Source organism: Pseudidiomarina salinarum (assembly GCF_000753715.1).
Classification (GTDB): domain Bacteria; phylum Pseudomonadota; class Gammaproteobacteria; order Enterobacterales; family Alteromonadaceae; genus Pseudidiomarina; species Pseudidiomarina salinarum.
In genome coordinates this window covers 1-23,656 of record NZ_JPER01000008.1, presented here as the reverse complement: position 1 = coordinate 23,656, position 23,656 = coordinate 1, and the positions used below count along the sequence as shown (strand labels likewise).

Annotated in this window: 14 protein-coding genes; 6 read left to right on the top strand and 8 right to left on the bottom strand. The window is 49.1% G+C overall.

Translation table 11 applies throughout. From position 1 onward, the window contains the following. Positions 1-15 precede the first annotated feature (15 nt). Genes IDSA_RS10900 through IDSA_RS10890 form a run of 3 tightly spaced genes read left to right on the top strand, consistent with a single transcriptional unit; the run spans position 16 to position 3,305 of the window. Complete coding sequence (locus tag IDSA_RS10900) at positions 16-732, top strand: ABC transporter ATP-binding protein (RefSeq protein ID WP_034776923.1); 717 nt, start codon at positions 16-18, stop codon at positions 730-732. Between the two features lie 19 nt (positions 733-751). Further along, the gene (locus tag IDSA_RS10895; protein ID WP_034776921.1) at positions 752-2,065 is read left to right on the top strand and encodes an ABC transporter permease; all 1,314 of its coding nucleotides are present in this window, start codon (positions 752-754) and stop codon (positions 2,063-2,065) included. 22 nt (positions 2,066-2,087) lie between these two features. Continuing rightward, entirely contained in the window at positions 2,088-3,305 is a 1,218-nt protein-coding gene (locus tag IDSA_RS10890; RefSeq protein WP_034776919.1) for an ABC transporter permease, read from the top strand. On the opposite strand, the gene IDSA_RS10885 is transcribed toward IDSA_RS10890, so the two are convergent. The 3 genes from IDSA_RS10885 to IDSA_RS10875 are packed head-to-tail and all read right to left on the bottom strand — an operon-like array spanning position 3,302 to position 8,950. Then, positions 3,302-4,243, bottom strand: coding sequence for a LysR family transcriptional regulator (locus IDSA_RS10885; protein ID WP_034776917.1), 942 nt, complete (start codon positions 4,241-4,243; stop codon positions 3,302-3,304). The two genes, IDSA_RS10890 and IDSA_RS10885, sit on opposite strands and share 4 nt — an antisense overlap. Positions 4,244-4,298: 55 nt before the next feature. Next, the gene (locus IDSA_RS10880) at positions 4,299-7,469 is read right to left on the bottom strand and encodes an amidohydrolase family protein (RefSeq protein WP_034776915.1); all 3,171 of its coding nucleotides are present in this window, start codon (positions 7,467-7,469) and stop codon (positions 4,299-4,301) included. Between the two features lie 17 nt (positions 7,470-7,486). Beyond that, positions 7,487-8,950, bottom strand: a complete 1,464-nt coding sequence (locus IDSA_RS10875) for a S10 family peptidase (protein ID WP_232221305.1) — start codon at positions 8,948-8,950, stop codon at positions 7,487-7,489. Between the two features lie 287 nt (positions 8,951-9,237). On the opposite strand from IDSA_RS10875, the gene IDSA_RS10870 reads away from it, so the two are divergent. The 3 genes from IDSA_RS10870 to arsJ are packed head-to-tail and all read left to right on the top strand — an operon-like array spanning position 9,238 to position 11,832. Beyond that, positions 9,238-9,588, top strand: coding sequence for a metalloregulator ArsR/SmtB family transcription factor (locus IDSA_RS10870; RefSeq protein WP_034776912.1), 351 nt, complete (start codon positions 9,238-9,240; stop codon positions 9,586-9,588). Between the two features lie 24 nt (positions 9,589-9,612). Continuing rightward, complete coding sequence (locus tag IDSA_RS10865; protein WP_034776910.1) at positions 9,613-10,626, top strand: ArsJ-associated glyceraldehyde-3-phosphate dehydrogenase; 1,014 nt, start codon at positions 9,613-9,615, stop codon at positions 10,624-10,626. After that, positions 10,627-11,832, top strand: coding sequence for an organoarsenical effux MFS transporter ArsJ (gene arsJ, locus IDSA_RS10860; protein WP_034776906.1), 1,206 nt, complete (start codon positions 10,627-10,629; stop codon positions 11,830-11,832). On the opposite strand, the gene IDSA_RS10855 is transcribed toward arsJ, so the two are convergent. The 5 genes from IDSA_RS10855 to IDSA_RS10835 form a co-directional block, all read right to left on the bottom strand. Continuing rightward, complete coding sequence (locus IDSA_RS10855; RefSeq protein WP_034776904.1) at positions 11,823-14,018, bottom strand: sensor domain-containing phosphodiesterase; 2,196 nt, start codon at positions 14,016-14,018, stop codon at positions 11,823-11,825. The two genes, arsJ and IDSA_RS10855, sit on opposite strands and share 10 nt — an antisense overlap. 311 nt (positions 14,019-14,329) lie before the next feature. Next, positions 14,330-15,103 carry a hypothetical protein gene (locus IDSA_RS10850; protein WP_198024070.1) on the bottom strand — a complete coding sequence of 258 codons (774 nt, stop codon included), beginning with the start codon at positions 15,101-15,103 and terminating at the stop codon, positions 14,330-14,332. 210 nt (positions 15,104-15,313) lie between these two features. Continuing rightward, positions 15,314-20,926, bottom strand: a complete 5,613-nt coding sequence (locus IDSA_RS10845; RefSeq protein ID WP_034776900.1) for an ATP-binding protein — start codon at positions 20,924-20,926, stop codon at positions 15,314-15,316. Positions 20,927-21,183: 257 nt separating this feature from the next. After that, positions 21,184-21,681 (bottom strand): hypothetical protein, encoded by a 498-nt coding sequence (locus tag IDSA_RS10840; protein WP_126760588.1) that lies wholly within the window; start codon positions 21,679-21,681, stop codon positions 21,184-21,186. A 478-nt stretch (positions 21,682-22,159) separates the two neighbouring features. Then, positions 22,160-22,984, bottom strand: a complete 825-nt coding sequence (locus tag IDSA_RS10835) for a DUF2971 domain-containing protein (RefSeq protein ID WP_034776895.1) — start codon at positions 22,982-22,984, stop codon at positions 22,160-22,162. Between the last annotated feature and the right edge of the window lie 672 nt (positions 22,985-23,656).

The window sequence follows — 23,656 nt, the reverse complement described above, 5'->3', positions numbered from 1 at the left end:
AAAAGGCACAGTACTATGCTAAAAATGAATAATATCAGCAAAGTTTTCCGCACCGATGTTGTTGAAACCCATGCGTTGCGTGACTTTACCCTGCATGTTGAAGAAGGCGACTTCGTTGCTGTCACTGGTCCATCGGGCTCGGGGAAAACCACTTTCCTTAATGTGGCCGGTCTGCTGGAAACCTTCGACGACGGCGATTATCTGCTGGACGGACAAAGCGTTAAAGGACTGTCTGACAGCCAGCTGGCCAGACTGCGCAATGAAAAAATCGGTTTTATCTTTCAAAGCTTCAACCTGCTACCTGATCTCAATCTGTTCGATAACGTTGATGTGCCCCTGCGTTATCGCCGCTTCAACGCGGCCGAACGTAAGCGCCGCATCGAAGAAGCCCTGGAGGTGGTTGGCCTGGCCAGCCGCATGCGGCATTTACCTTCGCAGCTCTCCGGTGGGCAACAACAACGGGTAGCGATCGCTCGCGCGCTGGCTGGTCAGCCACGGTTCCTGCTGGCCGATGAACCAACCGGTAACCTCGACACCCAGATGGCCAACAGTGTCATGGATCTGCTTGAACAGATAAACAAAGAGGGCACCACAGTGGTGATGGTTACCCATGACCCGCTGCTGGCCCAGCGCGCCCAGCGCAATATCTTTGTACGTGACGGCCGGGTATCTGAAGTGACCAGTAATGCTGATGCCAGCGAACTGTTACACAAAACCGCGCAAGTAGGCTAAGCACCGGGAGCATATAACCATGTTTATTTACTATCTCCGCTTAGCCATGCTGAGCCTGCGCAAAAACATCCTGCTGACCAGCCTGATGATTACCGCCATCGGCCTGGGTATTGGCGCCGCTATGACCACCATTACCGTCAATTACCTGATGTCGGCGGATCCGATTCCACACAAGAGTGACCGCCTGTTCTATGTGCAGCTGGATAACTGGGATCCCAACAGCCCCTATCAGGAACCTAATGAGCCGCCCGATCAGGTAACCTGGCTCGAGGCCACAAACTTGATGGCCGCCGGCAAAGCTTTCCGGCAGTCCGCCATGGGCCAGTCCACGCTAATTGTTGAGCCGAACCGACCAGAGCAGAAGCCTTTTGTAACGCGTGTAAGAATGGCCTATGCCGACTTCTTTCCGATGTTCGATGTGCCCTTCCTGTACGGCAGCGGCTGGACCGCCAATGATGATCTGGATCGCAGACTGGTGGTGGTACTGAGCAAAGCGACCAATGACGAAGTGTTCGGAGGGGTAAATTCGGTTGGTGAAAACCTCGTCATGGAAGGACGCTCGTACCAGGTGGTGGGCGTACTTGATGACTGGCATCCCCGGCCAAAATTCTTTGACCTCAGTACTGGGGCGTTTAATTTGCCGGAAGATTTGTACGTTCCCTACTCGCTTAAAGAAAGCCTCGAACTGCCAAGCACAGGTAACAATAACTGCTGGCAGCCCGTATCTGAGGATACCTTTCAGGCATTCCTGCAGTCTGAGTGTGTGAACTCGCAATTCTGGGTGGAATTTGAAGATCCCGATGACCAATATGAGTATCTGGCATTTCTCGACAACTACGTTGCCGAGCAAAAGAAACTTGGCCGCTTTCCGCGCGAAACGAATAACCGCCTGAGCAACGTCATGGACTGGATGGAGAACCAGGAAGTGGTGGCGGAAGACGCGCGAATGATGATGTATATGGCACTGATGTTCCTGATCGTCTGCCTGCTGAACACGGTCGCACTGCTGCTGGCTAAGTTTATCGGACGTACCGGCGAGATTGCTCTGCGCCGCGCGGTCGGTGCCAGCCGGCGCACCTTATTTGCCCAGCATTTGATTGAGGCGGGGCTGATAGGCGCAGCGGGCGGCTTGCTTGGCCTTATCCTGGCATGGCTTGGCCTGAAAGGCATTAACGGACTGTACGGCGACCAGATTAACGGCCTGACCAGCCTGGATCCGAACATGATCGCGCTGGCAATTGGTCTGGCGGTAATCAGTACTATCCTGGCCGGCCTGTATCCGACCTGGCGCGCCTGCAGTGTGCCGCCCGCCGGCCAGCTAAAAACTCAATAACGCTCACGAAGAGGATATAACAATGAACCAAATCGGACCTATTTTCCGGGCGTTACTGCGTAATAAGGTTGGCGCCTTCCTGCTCGCCTTGCAGATTGCGCTGACGATGACGATTATCGTCAACGCCATCCATATGATTGAAAACCGCAGCTCGCTGATGGCGCGCCCATCCGGACTGGACGAAGCCAATCAATTCTATCTGACCAGCAGCGGCTATCGGGATGACTTCAATGAGCAGCTTGTTATTGAACAGGATCTTCGCCTACTCCGTCAGCTACCGGGCGTTATTAACGCGACTCAGATCAACGCGATACCATTGAGCGGTGGCGGCTGGTCCATGGGCTTGCGCACTGCACCCGGGCAGGACGGCCTCAATACCGGTGTGGCCATCTACTTTGTTGATGAAAACGGCATCGAGGCGCTGGACGTTGAACTGATCGCGGGTAACAACTTCTCGACCTCGGAAATTTCTTATCGCGAGGCGAATGCAGTCGAATGGCCACAAAATGCAATTATTACCGCTGCTACCGCTAAGGAACTTTTCCCTGACCTCGAGCCGGCACAAACTGTAGGTAAAACCGGCTATATCAGCGGTGATGAACCGCTGACAATTATCGGCATCATTGATCAGTTGCAGGCACCATGGAATGGCTGGAGTGGTGTGGAACGCGTGATGCTGGTTCCGCAGCGCACCTTGTTCGGATCATCCCGCTACTTCATCCGCACCGAGCCAGGCCAGCGCGACCGGATCATGAAAGAAGCTGAAGAGCTTCTGCTCAGGCAGGATGCAGGCCGGCTGGTCCGTAATGTGCGCACTATGACTGAGACCCGCGAAGACAGTTACCGTGGGCACCAGGCGTTGCAGACCGTTCTCTGGATTACCGTGGTGTTGTTAACGATTATTACCGCACTTGGTATTGTTGGTATGGTGACCTTTAACGTCAACCGCCGCCGCAAGCAAATCGGCACGCGCCGGGCGCTTGGCGCTAGTCGTGGTGACATCATGGGCTACTTTATGATCGAGAATTTCATGGTGACCAGCTTTGGCTTGCTGCTGGGGCTGGGGTCAAGTATCGCCCTGAATATCTGGCTGGTTGATGCCTTTAACCTGCCGCGTATTGGCTGGCACTATTTGCCCATCGCCATGGTTATCCTCTGGCTGCTGGGGCAACTGGCAGTATTCGGCCCGGCCCGGCGCGCAGCGGGTATTTCGCCGGCGCTGGCTACCAGAACCACTTAACTTACCGGCCGCGTCGCTGTGTCCGTTATCAACTGACGGAACCAGCGATGCCCGGTATCGTGGTGCAGCAGCGGCGTCCAGATCATCGCCAGATCAAGGGCTGGGATCGCAAAGGGCGGCGGCTTCACCACGAACTCAGGGTCATCAGCATATAACCGCGCAGCACGGCTTGGCACTGTGGCGATCAGGCCCTGCCGCGCAAGATGCATAGCAACGTGATAGTTACGGGTGAAAACCCGTATTTCACGCTTGTGCCCAAGCTTTGCTAAAGCACCATCAACCCAGCCAAGCTTCTGCACATCGTGAGGGTCCATGCCCACCCCTACCCCGAAGCCAGTTTTACTAACCCAGACATGTTCGGCCTTCAGGTAATTTTCCAGGCTGTAATCGTGTAGCAGTGGGTGGTCGCTGCGCATCAGACACGAGAAATCATCCTTCCAGAGTTCTTTCTGATGAAACGACTGCGGCAATTTTTCAAAGCGGTTAATCGCCAAATCTACTTTGCCGTTCTCAACATCATGAAAGCTGATATCACTGGGTGTCATGATGTCCAGTGTCACGGCTGGCGCTTGCTGTTTTAACGAGGCCAGTAATTGCGGCATTAAAGTCGAGGCGGCATAGTCTGAAGCCATAATGCGGAATACCCGGTCACTGGTTGCGGGATCGAATTCGCGGGCGGGCTGAACCATTTCTTCTACTGAATACAGGATTTGTCGTACCGGTTCCTGCATTCGCAGGGCGGTCGCCGTTGGCAGCATGCCTTCGCTGGTGCGCACCAAAATAGGGTCATTCAGCAGTGTGCGCAGGCGTTTCAGGCCATTGCTCATAGCGGGTTGGGTAATATTGAGCTGGGCGGCGGCTTTTGTTACGTTGCGTTCGCGCAACAGCACATCAAGATAAACCAGAAGGTTCAGGTCGATATCTTTTACATTATTCATAGAAAAAATAAATCCCGCTATACGAATATAGCGGGATTATACTTCGGCAGGGCTTTTATTCCCAGAAAAACGGCTTACGTGGTTTGGCTACCGGCACCAGTTGATCCATTGTCGTCGCGTCAAACAGACGACCATTGACCATGGTATGGGTAACGCGATCAGTAACCCGGATATCCGCCAGCGGGTCACCGTCAATCACGATAATATCGGCTAATTTACCGGCTTTCAGTGAGCCAATGTGCTTATCCATACCAAATTCACGGGCTGGGTTAATGGTTGACGTTGCCAGTGCTTCCAGCGGCGTCATGCCACCCTGCGCCATCATCCAGATCTCCCAGTGCTGCGCCAGACCTTCACGCTGACCATGGGCGCCAGCGACCACAGTAACGCCTTCGTCAGTGAGCTTTTTGGCCACATCAGCGTTGTTAAAGTGATTGTAATGGTCATGAGGTGCTTTCTCACGGCGTACTGAAGCCACCAGCGCGTCCTGCGGAACAAACTTGCTCAGCTTCGGATGCTTCCACACATCGGTTTCAGCATACCAGTAGTTTTCACCCCAGATACCGCCGTAAGCAACACCCAGTGTCGGCGTGTAAGCCACTTCGGTCTGCCCCCAGAACTGCTCAATATCATCATAGATTTTGGCAACCGGAAGCGAGTGCTCGATGGTGGTGTGGCCATCGGCAATCATGCTCAGGTTATGCTGCAGCAATGAACCACCTTCGGGTACCACCATCATTTCCAGCTCACGGCCCGCCTGAACTACTTGCTGGCGCTGGTTACGCCGCGGCTGGTTATAGCTTTTCACCGAGAAAGCGCCAACTTTCTTCAGACGCTCAAGGTGGAACTTCGCATCATCCAGGCTATCCACGTGCGAGGTATAGCCCGGCCCGTTTGCACCATACAGAATGGTACCGGTAGAGAAGGTACGCGGGGCGTTAATCAGGCCCGCTTTTTGCAACTCGCTGGCAGCAAAAATTTCTGTGGTGTCGTTGGACGGATCGTGAATAGAAGTCACCCCAAAGCTCAAGGTGGCGTAGGTTTTCCAGTTCTGCTCAGGAATAATCTCATTATCGCCCTGCGGACCATGCGCATGGCCATCGAACAGACCCGGCATCACAGTCTTACCGGTGGTATCGATAACCACAGCACCGGCCGGAACGGTAACGTCAGCTTTGGCGCCAACTTCAATAATCTTGTTGCCGCGGACAATGACCGTGCCCTGCTCAATCACTTCTTCGCCTTCCATGGTGATCACCTGGCCACCAACAAAGGCGACCGTCTGATCATGGATATTGGCATCGGCTTCAAAGCTGATATCCAGACCGTCAGACACCTGCTCAAACGCAGCATCGTCAGCTTTGATATCGAACATGCCGGCCACCGAACTGTGATAAAGCTCAGGTCCAAGGGACCAGTACAGCGCCGAGCCATCAGCGGTCCAGGAGATATTCTCACCGGCCCGGGCTGACAGTTGCTGCACCGGGAATTGTTTATCAGTGGGGCTAATTTTGATTGGCGAACCACGTTCTACAAACGGCGTGACAAATACCTTGAATCGCTCAGCGAAGGCCAGATGGCTACCATCAGGGGCAACGCGGAACTCAGTGGCGTGCTCTGAGGTATACAGGGTGCGCTGTTCGCGGGTAGTAGTATCTACCGAGAACAACTCCTGCGCGGCGCCAGAATCCATCAGGTAAACCCGATCACTGCGGGCACCGAACTGCGGCTGGTAGCCACGCTCACTGATCAGACTGGGCTTGGCTCCGGATTGCAGGCCGACATGGTAAATACCGGGTTCCAGACCATAAGTGTCGGGGGTAATATAGCCGCCACGAATTTTACGGTACACCAGGCTGTTGCCATCCGGGCTGAATACCGGCTCGATAAACTTGCCAGTACCGGTATTGATAATCCGCTCTTTGCCGGATTTCAGATCGCGCACGACCAGACTACCCTGAGCCTCATCATCCCAGGTCGCATAGACAAGCTTGCTGCCGTCGCGGGAATAGGTCGGATAGAGCTCCCAGGCCCCCTCACGCTCAGTAAGGCGCTTAGGCGTGCCATCCGGCAGACTGCGGACATAGAGTTTACCGAGTGCTTCATAAACCACTTCAGAGCCGTCTGGCGCAACCTGCACCATACGTAACATCTTCACTTTGAAGCGATCCTGATCCAGATTTTGCTCAAAGCGCAGCGCTTGCTGGACTTTCTTGGTCGTGCTGACGCTGAACGGGATCACTTTTGCATTACGGTCAGCGATGTCCAGCTGCATGATTTTGCCGTCGGCCCAGAACACCAGGTTCTTGCTATCAGGCGTCCAGTCCATGGTCGGATACACGCCGTGAATGGCCCAGGTTTCCTGCATATCGCGATCCAGCTGTGTGTACAGCCGGCGCTTTTCGCCTGATTCCAGATCGTAAAGATAAAGCACACTGTTGAAGTCTTCGCGCTTCACATAAGCCAGGTACTTACCGTCCGGTGATGGGGTCGGACGAATAGCGCCGCCGGCACCCGCCAGAATCACATCAATTTCGCCCGTCTCACGGTCAAACCGTTTAATTTCATAAATGCCTTCCAGCGAATCTTTGCTGTAGTGGAAGGTTTTGCCCGGGGTGTCATCCTGCGAGAAGTAAATATAGCGGCCATCCGGGGAGAACGCCGGCTCGCCCAGATCTTTCTGATCGTTGGGGCGCTCAGTCAGCATCACGCCGCTACCGCCGCTGCGATGATACATCCAGACTTCGCCGGCACCCAGCGAGCGACGCGCGGTAAAGTGTTTACGCGCTACCAGAAACTCACTGTCCGGACTCCAGGCCGGGCTGTTCAGCAACCGGAAGGTTTCATTGGTAACGGCCCGCGGATTGCTGCCATCGGCGTCCATGATCCAGATATTGTCGCCGCCGTCGGCATCCGAGGTATAAGCGATATACTTACCGTCGGGTGAATACACCGGCTGCATATGCCAGGCAATGCCGCCAATCAGTAATTCAGCATCGCCACCTTTGGCCGGAATCCGATAGATATCACCCAGCATGTCGAACACGACGTATTTGCCGTCAGGGCTCATATCGACGTTCATCCAGGTGCCTTCGTTGGTATTGATCTGAATATCTTTGAATTCACCCTGAGGGGCGCTGACGTCCCACTCAGATTTATCCTGAGCGAAAGTCGGAGCGGCAAGCGCCACTCCGACAGATAATGCTAATACAGTTAATTTTTTCATGCTTAATCGCCTGTTTATTAATATTTCGCCGCTTCGCCTTCAGCAGGAATCGTGTTCAGGATAAATTCACGCAGATCCTGATTCGACAGCTTGAGGTCTTCGGCGCGCAGATACATCATGTGCCCGCTGCGATAGCCTTTAAAGCCAATGCGGTCGCTCATTTTGCCGCTCGGATCGATGTGCCACATGTTGTACTTGCCATCGAAGTAGTTGGTGGCACCGTCAAAGTAGCCTGACTGAATCAGCACGTTCAGGTAGGGGTTTTGTGCCATCGCCTGACGCAGGTTCCGGCCGGTATTATTGTTGGTGCGATCCCACGGATGAACCGGACCGAACATGTTGTATTTCAGGTCGGTTTTGTAGTTCAGCTCTTCGCGCAGGTAATAGTTAATCGCTGGCGTGAATGAGTGCAACCATGAAGTCAGCTCAGCGTTATAGTCCGGGCGTGCGCCAACATCCTTGGCGTCAATGCCAAGGTAACGCGAATCCAGACGACCAATGGTCTGGCCGCGATCACGCAGCAGCTCTTTCCAGAAAAACGACGTCTCGATTTCCAGGTTCGAGCGCAATACCGTGGTTTTATCCAGACCTGAATAATAAGCAACCTGACCGGCGATGCGATCTTTCTCGGCATCATTCAGCAGAGCACCTTTCGCCAGCGCAGGCAGATAGGTATCCATGGTGTAGCCTTCAACTTCTTCCAGTACGTCCAGCAGGTCTTTGTCCTGCAAATCAGCAGGCAGTGCTTTGTGATACCAGGCGGCAGCAGCGAAGTACGGCAGGCGGTTAGCGGCTTTTACCGGACCTTCACGCTCCAGACCTATGTCAGTTGGGGAAACCAGAATGACACCGTTCAGATACATCCACTGACGGTTTTGTAGTTCCAGCGCCAGCCCTGATACACGGGTGGTGCCGTAGCTTTCACCAATCAGATACTTGGGTGACTGCCAGCGATTATTACGGGTGACAAAGGTATTGACCCAGTCAGCCAGGTACTTCACGTCAGCATTCACGCCGAAGAAGAGCTTTTGCTGCTCTTCGCGTGACGGTAGTTCACCGTCTTTAAATGGCAGTACACGTGAATAGCCGGTGTTGACCGGGTTCACAAATACGATGTCGGCCACATCCAGCACTGAGTGCGGGTTATCTTTCACGCCGTAAGGCATGATCGGGAAGCCTTCGTCATCAACTCGCAGGGATTTTGGGCCGGTATAGGCAATATGCATCCAGACTGATGCTGAGCCGGGGCCACCATTAAAAGAAATCAGTAATGGACGCTTCTCAGGCTCTTTCACGTCCTGACGCTTGTAATAGGTAAAGTATAGGGCCGCGATGGCATCGCCTTCTTCGTTGAATACCGGCTGCGTGCCGGTGGTGGCCGAGTACTTGAAGCGCTCGCCGTTTACTGTCGTGCGGTGTTCAGTCACCACCACGTCATCGGGGTTGATTTTGGCTTCAGGTAAATCTTTGGCCGTAGTCATGACACTGACGGATGCCAGGACACAAGCCAGAATCCAGCTCCGGCTGCGATGGAGGCGTGAGCGTTTCATATGTGGGGTACTATTTATCATTATGGTCACCTACTGTTTTACGATGCTTTCATTTAAAGGGAGTCAGCCGCAAAGCTCAAGAGCCCATGAGATCAATCAACGGATTAACGGGCTATGTCGTAACTACATCTCAGCATAACCGGATTTAACGCCAAACAACATTGACTTTCAACACATATGGACTAGCATATATATGAAATACCATATAGGTTTGTGCTATGGATTCCGTATTACTTTTTAAATGCCTCGCAGATGAAACACGCTTACGCAGCTTGCTGCTGATCCAGCGCGAGAGCGAGCTTTGTGTGTGCGAACTCACCACTGCCCTTAACGAGAGTCAGCCGAAAATATCCCGCCACCTGGCGCAGCTGCGCAGTTGTGGCTTGCTGCAGGATCGCCGCGAGGGAATCTGGGTGTTCTATCAGCTTCACCCGGACTTGCCGCGCTGGGTTGTTGAACTAATCGACTTGCTGGCGCGCGAACACGAGACCTACCTGCAGCCAAACCTGGCGAACCTTAAAAATATGGGCGAGCGCCCGCAACGTCGGCGTACTTGCTGTCCTGCCTGACTAAACCGAACCGGAGATTAAGCGATGACGATAAAAGTTGGAATTAACGGGTTAGGCCGTATTGGCCGATTGGCTTTACGTGCAGGCTGGGGCAACCCGGCACTGGAATTCGTACGGCTGAATGACCCCGCCGGTGATGCGGTCACCTTCGCCCATTTACTGAATTTTGATTCCGTGCATGGCAAATGGGATCAGGAAGCAACGGCCAGCGAGGAAGGCCGGGCAATCAGAATTGGCAAACACTCATTAGCTTTCAGCCAGAACAAAGAAGTCAGCGCGACTGACTGGTCAGACTGTGATCTCGTCATCGAGGCCAGTGGTAAAATAAAAACCACCGAACTGCTGCAAGGCTACCTGGATCAAGGCGTAAAGCGCGTGGTGGTGTCAGCCCCCGTCAAAGAATCCGGCGTTCCTAACATTGTGCTGGGCGTGAACGAAAGTGATTTCGACCCGGCGCAACATCAGATTGTGACTGCTGCGTCGTGCACCACCAACTGCCTGGCTCCGGTGGTCAAAGTGATTAATGAGAAGCTCGGTATCAAGCACGGTTCCATGACAACCATCCATGATGTGACCAATACCCAGACTATTCTCGACGCTGCCCACAAGGATCTGCGCCGTGCCCGCGCCTGCGGAATGAGCCTGATCCCCACCACCACCGGCTCGGCAACGGCTATCACCGCTATTTTTCCTGAACTGAAAGGCCGACTGAACGGCCACGCGGTGCGGGTGCCACTGGCGAATGCGTCACTGACCGACTGCGTATTCGAAGTGAAGCGCGAAACCACCGTTGAAGAAGTGAACAGCTTTTTCAAAGAGGCTGCTGAGGGTTCGCTGAAAGGTATTCTCGGTTACGAAGAGCGGCCACTGGTATCTATTGATTACAAAACCGACCCGCGTTCAAGCATCGTTGATGCGCTATCCACCATGGTCGTGAACGGCACCCATGTAAAAATCTATGCCTGGTACGACAACGAGTGGGGTTACGCCAACCGCACCGTGGAACTGGCGGCACTGGTCGGCAAGGCTAATCAGTAAGTGGTCACGGCACTTCGCAATCTCAGCGCGCCGGTTCGCCAGTATCTACTGATCACGGGTAATTACTGGGCTTTTACGCTCACTGACGGTGCCTTACGCATGCTGGTGGTGCTGTATTTCCACCAGCTGGGCTATAGTCCGCTGAGTATTGCGATGCTGTTTCTGTTTTATGAAATTTTCGGCATCGTCACCAATCTGGTCGGCGGCTGGCTGGGTGCCCGCATCGGCCTCAACCGCACCATGAATATCGGTCTGGGGCTGCAAATTATTGCCCTCAGCATGCTACTGGTGCCGGCCGACTGGCTGACCGTGGTATGGGTTATGATTGCCCAGGCACTCTCTGGTATTGCCAAAGATCTCAATAAGATGAGCGCCAAAAGCGCGATTAAGACGCTCATCCCGGCAGATGCCCAGGGCCAGTTGTATCGCTGGATTGCCATTCTGACCGGCTCCAAAAATGCGCTCAAAGGCATCGGCTTCTTCCTCGGTGCACTGCTGCTGTCGCTGATCGGCTTTACCGGCGCTATTTTGCTGATGGCGCTGGCCCTGCTGGGCGTGTGGCTGTTCAGTATGTGGCGACTGGCGGCTGATTTAGGAAAAGCTAAATTCAAACCCAAGTTCCGGGAGATTCTGTCCAAAAGCCGGGCTATCAATACGCTATCGGCGGCCCGCTTGTTCTTGTTCGCCGCGCGCGACATCTGGTTTGTGGTGGCGCTGCCCGTCTATCTGAGCACCCAGCTTAACTGGGACCACTGGCGCATCGGCGGCTTTATGGCGTTATGGGTTATTGGCTACGGCGCGGTGCAAAGCATTGCGCCACGTTTAACGCGCACACACAACGCGGTCGGCTGGGGGCTGGCACTGGCCATTACGCCGCTGTTGATCATCGGTGGCTTGTACTGGCAGTTACCACCGGCAACAGTATTAGTGGTCGGGCTGTTGGTCTTCGGCTTTGCTTTTGCGATCAATTCAGCTCTGCACAGCTATCTGATTGTTAGCTATGCCCGGGGCGATGGGGTTTCTCTTGATGTCGGCTTTTACTACATGGCCAATGCCGGCGGCCGGTTGCTGGGTACTATCTTGTCCGGCTGGGTCTACCAGGCCTATGGCTTAACGGCCTGTCTGGCTATCAGTGCGGTATTTATTCTGATCGCCGCGCTGCTGGCATTGGCCCTGCCACGAACAGCTGATGCGGCTCAACCCTGAACCACCGCGGGTGCCAGCCATTTGGCAGCAAATTGCGCGGCAGCCATAGGCCGATCAAAGTAATAGCCCTGCGCAAAGTCACATCCGGCAGCGCGCAGAATTCGTGCCTGCGCTTCCGTTTCAACGCCTTCGGCAATAGTCCGCAGTCCTAAGTTTTTGGCCATTGCGATAATGGTAGAGACAATAGCCTGACTGTGACGATCTTCGATCATATCCTGTACAAACGACATATCTATCTTCAGATAATCGATGGCAAAGCGTTGCAGGTAGGCCAACGACGAGTAGCCCGTACCAAAATCATCAACCGCAAGTCTGAAACCGGCGTTTACCAGATCATTCGTTATACGGGTAGCCTGCTCCGGATCGACCATAAGATCACTTTCGGTGATTTCCAGGGTCAGTAGCTGCGGCGGTATATCACCACGCAACTTAACGAATTGCTCCACCAGATTCGGATTATCTAACTGCTGTACCGCTAAATTAAGCGATATACTTACGCCGCCACCAAATTGCTCTTGCCAGGTTCTGATTTGCTGGCAGCTTTGCTGCATCACAAAGTCGCCCAGCTTATCCAGCAGCCCCTGCTCGCGGGCTATACCGATAAATATATCCGGCGGCACCTGGCCTAACTCCTCATCATGCCAGCGACACAGCACTTCAGCACCAACTAACTTGCCGGTCTGCAAGGCGATCTGAGGCTGAAATTGAATTGTCAGCTTTTCATTCTCGATAGCTTTAATAAAACGCTGCGTCTGATACTGCCGCTGAATAATTTGCGTTGCCAGACGTTCATCATAAACACACAAATCTGTGTTTAATTGTTTGGCCTGATGCAGTGCGATACTTGCAGCCTGGAGTAAACTTTGCGGCGAGCTGGAGTCATCGGAACTGGCAATACCTATGGTCATCTGTAACTTAAACTCGCGATCACCAATTACAAATGGCTCCTCCAGCATCTGCCTTACCCGCTGAGTTACGGCCAAATGATCGCCTTGCTGATAGTTCTTAATGATTAACGCGAATTCATCGCCGGCAAAGCGGGCCACATATTCATCGTCGCTGATCATCGACTGTAAGCGCTGCGAAACGGCCCGCAGAAGCAGGTCTCCCACATGAAAGCCCTGATGATCGTTGATCTCTTTGAAACGCTGCAAATCAAGAACCAACAAAGCCAAGGATTCATCATCGTAGGTTGCGTCCTGATAAAGCTCGGCTAATCGCTCAGTGAAGGCGAACCGGTTAGGCAAGTCAGTCACTGCATCCCGGTAGGCAAGCCTCCAGATTTTTTCATGCTGCTGCTGACGCTCGGTGATATCCGTAATAAAGCCTTCGATATGCAAAACATTTTCTTCGTCATCAAGGATGATTTGCCCGTGTTCCCACACCCACCGCAGTTCACCGTCGGCGTGTAGGATCCGATAGGCAACCTTAAATTCATTACCAGCATGCAGGCCAGACTCTACCTCTTGTGCGACCTTTTTCTGATCGTCCGGATGGATAATACTGGCGTAGGAAAGTTCATTATTATTGATTAGCTGTTCACTGCGATAGCCGGTTAACTGCTTAACGCCCCGGCTCATAAAATCCATCGTCCAGTTATCATCATAGCGGCAGCGGTAAACCACGCCTGGCAAGTTGTTCATCAGCGCGGACAGGCGCCGCTCGCTTTCGCGCAGACTACTTTCAGCTCGTGATTGCGCCAGTTGCGAACTGGCCTGCGCCGCAGCAACGCGGATAACCTCGCGCGCGGTAGACGAAAAATCACCAGGCGTATTGTGCAAAACAGCAACCAGGCCGAGCGGCTTATCATCTTTGTCGAGCATGGGTACGCCAAAATAGCTTTCAGCTCCCAATTCCTGCAATAACGCATCATCAGGAAAGCGTTGGCAGACGCCTTCCGGAAAAACGCAGTAATTCTCATTCAGCACGTTCTCACATGGGGTTCCACGTAACGAATAGCGAATATCCGGCGCGGGCGCGCCTAAGGAATACATAGCAAGGGATTCTGCGTAGTCGGGATCATCAGCACAAATTTCGACAATCGAAACATGATCGACCCCTAAAATCCGCGCCAGCAGCTCACTCAACGCAGCAAAGAACCGCGCCGAATGGCTATCGGATAAGTTATCTGCCAGCAGCCTGAAGGCCGCTTCAGCATCAACATGGATTGGCGCGCTACTGCTCAATAGTTATATCCTATCTCACTAAGCTTGTTTATACATTAAGCTCCAGCATAAACCTGAAGCGCAAATCGTCAAGCTTTTTAGTAATAAAGAAAACTAGCATCGCACGCTTTTTCAAGAGGTTATCAGAATGTGAATAACCGTTAACTGCGCGAACAACGCTCAACTGTTAAGGGGGACGGTGGACACCTGAGACGACAATCAAACCTGCGACTGATAACACTTTGATATAGAGTTCAGGTATCGAACGTGACAGTTATTTTGATATAGGCCGACGGTCTGCTATGTGCCAAGAGCGGACGTTGACGCTGAAATCAGCCGCCGCCATCAGCGGTCGGCAGCACTTCCTCGTCATGTGCCTTTGATGTAGATGCATCCCCGCCAGCGATTGATTCCTGTAAAGAAAGAACTGCTGACTCTAGATCGTCGAGTCTTTCGTTCGACGATTCTTCAATGTCATTTATTCGTTCAAATTCAGCCTCAATCGCACCAAGAACTTGAGAAACACCATCGTTTTTAATTTCAACAGAAGATGTAACAAAAATGGGAACAAGTATCGAGACCAGGAGACCTATCAATGTAAAACCGAGAGCCGCACGAGTTAAATTAAGCTGGCGTTTCATGGATGAGACCTCTTCTTGGTGTCTCAGCTCTTCACCAGTCTTAAAATCATTTTTCTCCAAGATGCGGAGAGTTTCCGAAACAAATATCTTTTTTTTCGAGTACCTGAAGATTAATGGCTTTAGGTCAGCATCCAGAAACTCGCACCTTGTGTAATGAATGTCGGCCCAGACTTCCCCCAAACTACTCAAATCTAGCTCGCCTACGAAATATGCAAGCCTTTTTTCTTCAAGATATTGGAAAAGGGCAACAGCTGTGAGTAGCTTCTTTGAAATATCTTCGTCTACTTCTTTTATCCAGTCTAAGCCATTTTCCGCTAATGCATCATCACGAACTTGAATGGAGACATCAATTTCACTCTTTAGCTCTATGTAGCAATGATCAGGAAGATGAGTATCTCCATAAAACGAGTCTAGTATGTTTGCCAAAACGTTGAGCGAGCCCACTTTATCGTCAAGCTCGATCATTCTCCGCACTAGCTTTTTTTCGAGGTCACTAAAATCTCTCATTTTTACACTTACTCACATAACGCCGCCAACACGCGCAGCTTTGAAGTGGAGGCGAAGCCGCAACGGAAAAGCTTTCGCCGAGCTTGGCTTTGTTAGCGCCAGCATCTAGCTCAACAAATATTAATCATCAACCTTAACGAATAAACTATATTAATTACTTTCGTAAAACTAGACTGGCGAAATAGCAAACGTTTTAATTGGCTCCGAAGTGTGAGCAAAATCACGCCCGTCAACACAAGTCATCTCGGCAATGAGGTAGTAGTTGCCACCAGTGTGTGCCTTGAACTTTTCAAAAAATTCTTTGGAAACTGTAAAATACGTTCCGAAAGAGTTGCCTACACCTCCGTAGTGGACTGGATACCATTGGTTTACCCAGTATCTCCAAGCACCATTACTTATGCTGCCGCCGAAATACTCTACGCAAGATTCGCTTTGGTTTACTGTGTTGATTGGTGAGTCTCCTACGAAATAGGTAGGTCGAAAATAGCCTCTTGATAGCCAATCAGTTTCCCACCTACCAAAGGAGGAAGGCCAGGTCCATTTTGCTAAAGGAAATATGCCTTGCTCAGAATTCCGCGCATGATCTATTGAATCAAACATTAACTTAGGGTCGTCAATTTCAGGACTTTGAAGAGCGATCAGAATGACCTTTAGATCAAGACATACACCAGAGTGGCTTCTTAGGATGGGGCCGTTGGCATGAAGCAATATTTCATTAGGAGAAGCGGCAAAATCTGCTAAATATCGCTCAAGTTCACTCTGTCCGGGCATGGAATCATCTTTGCTCAAATTGCCAAATACGGGCCAGTTGTAAGGTGGTTCGGAAGGAGATAGATTTACAGCGATAGAGCCAAATGGTAGTGCCTCTTGTGCATATGAATAGCAAACCTCGGAAGGGATGGAGTGCTTGTGCATAGCATAGGCCAATGTACGAAGGAATGCTGACACTATGGAGGTCTCTGCACGCCATGAGAAGCTTATTTGGATTCTATCTTGACGGTAAAACTGATCGCCGCAAAAATCATATGGATCGAACATGTAGCATGGCCTTCTTTTCCATACTTTCTCCCATTCAAGTAGGAATTGCTTCTCAAGCGGTACATTGTGCTCCTGTTCAAGCTCTTGAATAATAGCCATAAATCTCAAGGGAACGCCGTTGGCAAACTTGTCATACTTGGCTTTATTTGGAGTTACGTTATCGGAAAAAATGGAATAGAGACTTGAGAAGTCATCTCGGTCCTCACCCATCAAATCTAATGACGTTAATAGTGCATCGGAAATAGTTGAAGGGTATTGAATTGCTTCTGTAACCTCTTTTTCGGTAAAGGGGGGAGTTTCGACTAGCAACAATACAGATAAAAAATCTACGATATCAGCCTCGTAGGGTTGCTGACTCAAATAATTTAAATATAAGGCGCGAAATTCGATATTTGAGTCATCTTGCAAGAGGGCTGCTATTTGCTTGGCTGTTAGGAGTCGGGCGTATCTATCGGGCCACTTGAAGTGCAATAGAGTTAGATGGAATGGAATATTCTGGATTGATACAGGGTCGTCATACCAATACTGTTTGGTCAAAGGAAGGTGCGCTATATCACCTTCAAGGCTAGATACCATAGTTTCAGTAATTTCGCCCGCTAGAGCAATCTGCCCTGCTGCGACCAAATAAGTAACAAGCTGAGTAGAGGGAACGACTATATTCTCATCCCTCTGCAGGCTGGAAGAGCCTGGTGCCATCGTATCGCGAAGGAGGTTTTCCCAATGCATGCTGTAAGTATTGCCATACTCCCTTAATGCCTCTTCTGATCCAGAAGAAAAATAAGGGTTCCAGCAATTGTTTAGTTTGATATTCCTGACAGCCCACCTATAAGCTGCGCTCTTCCCCTCGGTTTTTTTGCTTAGCAAAAAAATATGATGTAAGCACCTATTCAGTTCGTAATCTGATTTGCTTTGGTCATAGTGGTCGCTGAATGTAGTGAGGATGGAACTCGCTTGGCCTTGATCAACCCAATAGTCAATCCAGTCCGAAATGAACTTTTCACGAATCTGATATGAAACTGAATGTAAGGCTGCCGTAAAATCAGTAAGGTTGGTGGGGTGTATAGTGGATGCTTCAGGACATTCTGTGTTGACATCTTCGTTAGTGGAAGACCGTTCTCTTGGCGGTGGAGGCATGCCTCCAATAACGTGGCACTGGTCTTCGTAAATACCTCTCAGAATATCATTATCTTTGCTTCTTTCATCTAATGCTGTCATTGCATCAAATGTTGTCATGCACCTTAAAAATGAATGCTCTGGCTGCGTAGAAAGTGGAGATGACTTTACGAAACTTTCAAGTATAAGGTGTGTTCTATGCCAATTTTCTTCTGATAGATGATAATCAAATTCGTCTACAAGGCGTTCTGGGTTGTGCTTTGCCAATAATTTAGTGAACCATCCAGGAATATGTCGAATTTCTCGCTCTGATAAATCAAAGACATCAGTTGTGAAAGTTGTTACTCGTTTTAGCCAATCAGAAACTTGGTGACAGTTTGAATCAGAGCATTCCTGTATCGCTTCAAATACCTCATGTAAAGTAATGTCTTTTCTATGGCCATAACCGACTGTATTGAGCGCGGTACGCTCTAGAAATTTCTCGGCTTCATCGTAAAGGCCAAGGTTGACTGCCAACTTTGCCAGATCAAGACTGTCATTTGCCAAGGTTGCAGTATCATCTCTACGGAGCATCTCGGCATCAAACAATTTGGAAAATTCTAAAGATGCAGCTTCTTTAGGGAAATTGAAGATTGAGTTTTGAGTGGCAACATCAAAAAATACGCGAGAGTCCCACCAAATGCTTTTGGACAGGGCGTCTAGCTGATCTTGATTAAGGTTTCCGAATTCATCAAGAGAGTTGCATAAGATATTTAGATGAATCGAGATTTTGGCTAACGCCTTTCTAATGCTGAATAGGACTGCGGTGATTTGATGTCCCATTAAAAAATTATCTGGGCGTTCTAGAATGGCAAAAGAATCAAACAAATCAGATACCTTGAAATCTTTGCCTTGCCTTAGTGTTGTAGCAGTATTCAATGATGCAAAACGGAAGGTTAACCATGCGTTTTCGAGAAATTCCTGAAGATTACTTGGATTGGTGAATTTCGGAGTTTCAATATTTGGGCAATTATTGAAGTTCGATACGAGTGTGCTAAAAAAGTATTCATAAAGCGGAAGATGACGGGTGTCTTCGTACTCAACAGGGCATTCAACTTCGCCAAGTTCGCCTATTTGAGGTTCGTTTCCAGCTAAAAGTTGATAAAGCAGATATATGCTGGACTTAGCATCTCTAACTTTAGGGTTAGTGGCTTCGAGTTTGACGCCTTCGATACTTGCCGCCAAAACTATTTCATCGTAGATGGTCGGAGCAATATCTTCTGGGATTTCAAAGCGGGATAAATCAAGGAGCAAGTGCCTATGTCCATTTTGAACAAGTAGTTCAACAATTTTTCGGAAGGAAGAAGCCTTATCATTCAGTCTTCCATAGAAATCGTTTATGCGGTCTAAATCAGGATTATTATAGCTAGTCAGCGTATGAAGATAATCATCGACTAGGGTGTTTAGGGTCTGGTAATGATTTGTGTCTTCCTGGCGGGCATAAAAACGAATTCTTCGATAGATTTCCTTGGCGCAGGCATCTACGACCCTTTCGTTTTTGTCTTGGAAATGTTTGGCTACAATTGCGATTTCATTGTCTGAAATAATTCTTAGGTTGTCAGCTCGCCAAAGAAGCCCAAAATTGTCTTGCGTAATACTAAGTGAGCAATCGAGAAAATCACTGAAGTCCTGAATCTGAAACTGCGGTCCATTCAGCAGTCTCATTTTTAATATTCGTAATCTTAATAGTTCTGGATATAGACTGCTTTCAAATGCGATGCGTTCACCGATGTTAAAAATGTGCTCGATGTGCTCTAAGGGGTAGCCCTTACAAAGCGATTGTACCAGCCAGTCTCTAGTGGTTCCTTGTAATAACGGAGCTGCATTCCCTAGATTGGCTTCAATAATCCACTCCCAGCCCCACTTCCAATACTTAGGCGCATGTGTGTTGATCCAGGTTTGGGAGATTCTATTCAACCTTTCTCTTGATTGATCGAAAATATCTTTCCGCTTTAAATACACGAATAGACTGCTATGAAAAGGTATTATGCCACTTAATCTCTGCTCTACGAGGTGTTGAATTTCAGAAAAGCTATTTTGAAAAATAAGGCTGTCGTGGAAGCAGTAGCCCAAGTGGGTTTTGTCTGGCCAAGAAAAATCGGCATTCGCTATAAGAAGAAGGATTTCTTTTGCGCTCTCAGAAAGCTGCACCCATAAGTTCTCGTAATACGCGTGTATGTCTCCGTCTGGGCAGGTCGGAAGCTTCTCCACATCATATCTATTTATTTTGTCCTTTGTTAGCTGAAAACTGTTCAGGGAATAAAGAATATGGAGAGGGTAACCATGAGAAATGTCCAACAACGCTTGTGATATTTCTACAATTTCACTACGTTGATGTGCATCATCACCAATTACATTAAGTTCTTCGCTAGACACTAGAAACTCAATTCTTGACTTTATGGCTTCAAGCCCCATGGAGGGGATGTCTAACCAAGATTTATCCCTAGGTGCTGATCGTAACAGTGAATTGGGAAGATGCGCGTCGCTTATCGGCTGCGTTCCAAATAGCAAACAAATCTTATCTTTGAAGGGGATAATCCGATTAACTAGGTGTTCGAGTTGGCTTATATCCGATCTTTCACGATAAACATGATCTAACCCATCAATAATGATAACTAGAGTTTTGTTGTCTTCCGCAGCGTTATCTGCCGCCTTACTTATCCAGGTTTCTAGCTGCTGGGGGTCAAATTTATCGCTATCGAAGTCGTTGGGGTAAAGAGTTTTGATCTGGCTTTGTAAAGACTGAGCTGCATTATTAAAAGCAATTCTGTCCCCTATAAATTGGGGTGATAAATAGTAGTGGTGCCTAATTACAGGTGTCTTCTTCTCAATTAGTTCATCAGTTAAGAATGACAAATATGTGCTCTTCCCCATGCCCGGTAGGCCTGAGATAACTGAACTACCTGGCTGGGCTGTTCTATTCAATATTTCGCTATGAAAATCGTCTGTGGGAGGTGTATACCCCCCTGGAATTTCAAAAAACTGGGAAATTGTTTTTCTAGTTCCCAGAGATAAGATTTCGTTTATATGTGTAAGATAAATTTTGCCATCTGGTGATGGTTTGTTTTTTCTCGTAGCCCAGCGCTCAATAGCTTTCAATAATTGGAGCCAGCTTTCATTGCTAGCATGGTCTGGTACAAGCGAGTCATGTAGTTTAAGTTCTAAGTCGTCAATTGCCTTTTGGCTGTGTTCAAAAATTAGCGTTGCGAAAAAATTCCTGGCCTTTTGTTCTGTTCCTAGCTGGCCAGATATTTTGGACTTAATATCATCGGGTATGAGGGAGTAATCTATTTTGTGTTCTTTTAGACAATTTGAAATAATCTGGTCAGGTATTCTGTTTGTAATAAGCTTGGCAATGGATATTGTACTGGAAGCACCAAACTTCTCGATGTCGGCTGACCATTTTTCTATAAGAGATGTGCCATTGCCCTTCTTCTTGAGTAGCCAGTCAAAATCCAAACGCAAATCTTCACGTTCAGAATCAATTGTGAATTTGACTTGGTAGAGCTCATATTCTCCACTGGCTGTAAAGCAAATAACATCATCAAGGCTCTTTACATGCCCAAGCCCTTGATTACCCTCTATGCTCATCCATTGATACTTCTCTGGTTCGTGAAACCAATTTATCAGTGTACGAATACACATAAGGTCTTGGTACGTGTACCCAACGCGAGTTAGTTGTGATGGTTTAATTTTAGAGGATGTGACCAAAAGAAAAATCCTACTTATGACTTTAGCTAGCTAACACCCAAATAAGGGGCGCAAACATGGCGGCTATAACAGGAACGAAGTGACACAGCCGCCATGTTTGTGTCCCAGCGAACGAAGCGCGTGACTTAATTTGATTGTTAGACTGAACGACCTTTTACTCTTGATGCTTCTTTTAGAGCTTCAATATTTTTTAACTTTTTAATTAAACTCAAATGATTGTTAGGCTTACACACAAAGTACTCATCTGTTTGAGGGCGATAGAAGCCATTAACGCTTTCGTCTCCAATTTCGGCAAAAGCACGAGGAATATCTATAGCTATCTCCTCATGAGTCCAATTTCTACCGTAAACTTTGGAAAATGCAGTAAGATGAGATTCTTGAAGCTCGTAAAATTTCATATCCTTATTTAGGCCGCATGCAAAAATATATGGGATTTTTCCCTCAGATCTACACTGCTGCGCATGCATCGCGACATATCCGGCTGCACCATCAAGAGTTGGCATAAACCAAAGCCCTCCAGGAAAAGAATCTTCCTTTAACCAGCATCCTCTATAAAGGTATTCACTTGACGAGCGTTCTTTGATTGCATTGCTTTTAAATAAGTCTATTAAATTTTTAATATTTTTCGATTCCAAAATTCCTCCATCATGATGTCTAACAGTTGTATATTGCGCGTGCGCATTTAGAAACTCGTCCAGTTTATAGCTTTCGGTTTTTAACTTACTGATCAGGCAGGCATTCCTGACTTGAAAGGTTCCCAATTAGCAAAGGCAATTTGAGCACACTCACTTACAATCTACCGAGGACACAATATCCTACCTTTATTTTTTATTATGTAATTGACATTAAACGACTTAAATACACAACACAACAACAAAACGCGCAATATTGCCGAAGTGAAAGTGCCGTGCATCGCTGGCGACACCCACACTTACTAATAACAGGACGGCTAATCATTAGTTGGAGCAGGCAAAGGGCAGAAGGTCCGCTGTTCGCTCACAGCGGACTAGCCGCTTTGTGCCAGAAGCTGACATTAGCGTCTAAATTCAGCACTCGCGGTTGCGAAATGGAGAGGCAGCCGCAATGCAGTATTCGTGGCAATACCCAGCACTATTAGGCGCGTAGCAGTTGATCGAAGACAATTCTGTATTCGTTATCACATATCCTAGCTCTGTATACATCGCACTCTATTTCGTTCTGTTCAATTGCCTGAAAAACAGAATCCATCAAATCTGTATCTGCGCGATAGCCTAAGAATACAGACTGAATGGTTTCCTTAGGTAAATGCGTGAGAACAATGCTCTGTCCATACTGATCTTTTCCAATCGAACGGGTTTCTATATTTTCCAGAAACCTGAATACTCTCTCCTCCTCTTCATCGGCCCATTCCAAGGCCTTTTCACAAAGAAACTTCTCGTAAAAACGTGCGTCACGAGGAGAGACAGTGGAGCGTACGGTTGTGTAGACGACAGGTAAGGGCTTGGTAATCCGCCCCCTTGCATCTTTTTGATGAAAAAATGGATGATTTTCATCCAGTCCGATCACAAATCCACGACCTTCTGCGGCATAATGAGACCACATCAAAATATTTTTTTCCGTTCGTGATAGGGACAAAATCCCAAAGTTGTCACCTAGCATGGCAACCACTTCGCTCCCGGTATTACTCGCCTTAAATTTGTTCTCTATATTGGCTATTGTATTTTCACGAGTCTTTTCGAGTAGGACCCAATTATCGTCGGTCTTTTCGTCCTCGTCGGTTTTTTCCCAAAGTTCCTCGAAGTCCCTGATTACCTCCGAGATCAACATCTCTTTCGCGGATCTTGCTTCGACCAACGGCAGACACTCAAACGGATCATTGAGCGACAAGAGAGGTGAGAAGCGAATACTTAGAGAGCGCATCACATCTACTCGCTCCGGACCAAAATACTTATAAAGCATCAGCTATCCTGTTCATATGCCTAGCCCCGCATTAAGGTGAGAAAAAAACTTACCACCCAGCGCTAGTAAGTGCGCCGTAAACACAAAGCCAACGATGGAGTGAGAAATGCCAAGCGTTGGGAATCACTCTTAAATTCCTTGCTAGGTTTACAAGTTCGGAAAACGTTGTCTAATAATTTGAGCGTATTTGTGCATCCCTCGTCGCTCAAGTTCTTGGACAAAAATATGCCACGGCGGAATGTTGCTGTAATAAGGGGTTGGGCCCGTTGAAAGGCCACCACCGGGTCCTGTCGAGAGACCACCGCCAGGGCCGGTAGACAAGCCACCACCTGGACCGGTTGATAGACCACCACCTGGACCGGTAGACAAGCCGCCACCTGGACCTGTTGACAGACCGCCATCTGGACCAGTAGACATTCCACCGCCAGGGCCTGTCGACATTCCGCCGCCAGGACCGGTAGACATTCCACCGCCTGGACCTGTCGACCTACCACCACCTGGACCAGTAGACAAACCGCCTTGTGGGCCAGTACTTTGATTTCTTGGCCAACCTATATTTTTCATGTGCAAATATCCTTATAAATTAGCATTACTGCATTGAAGGTTCCGAGTTAGAAAGGCAATTTGAGCATGCTCAGTTACACTCTACCGAGCCCACAATATCTAACCTCT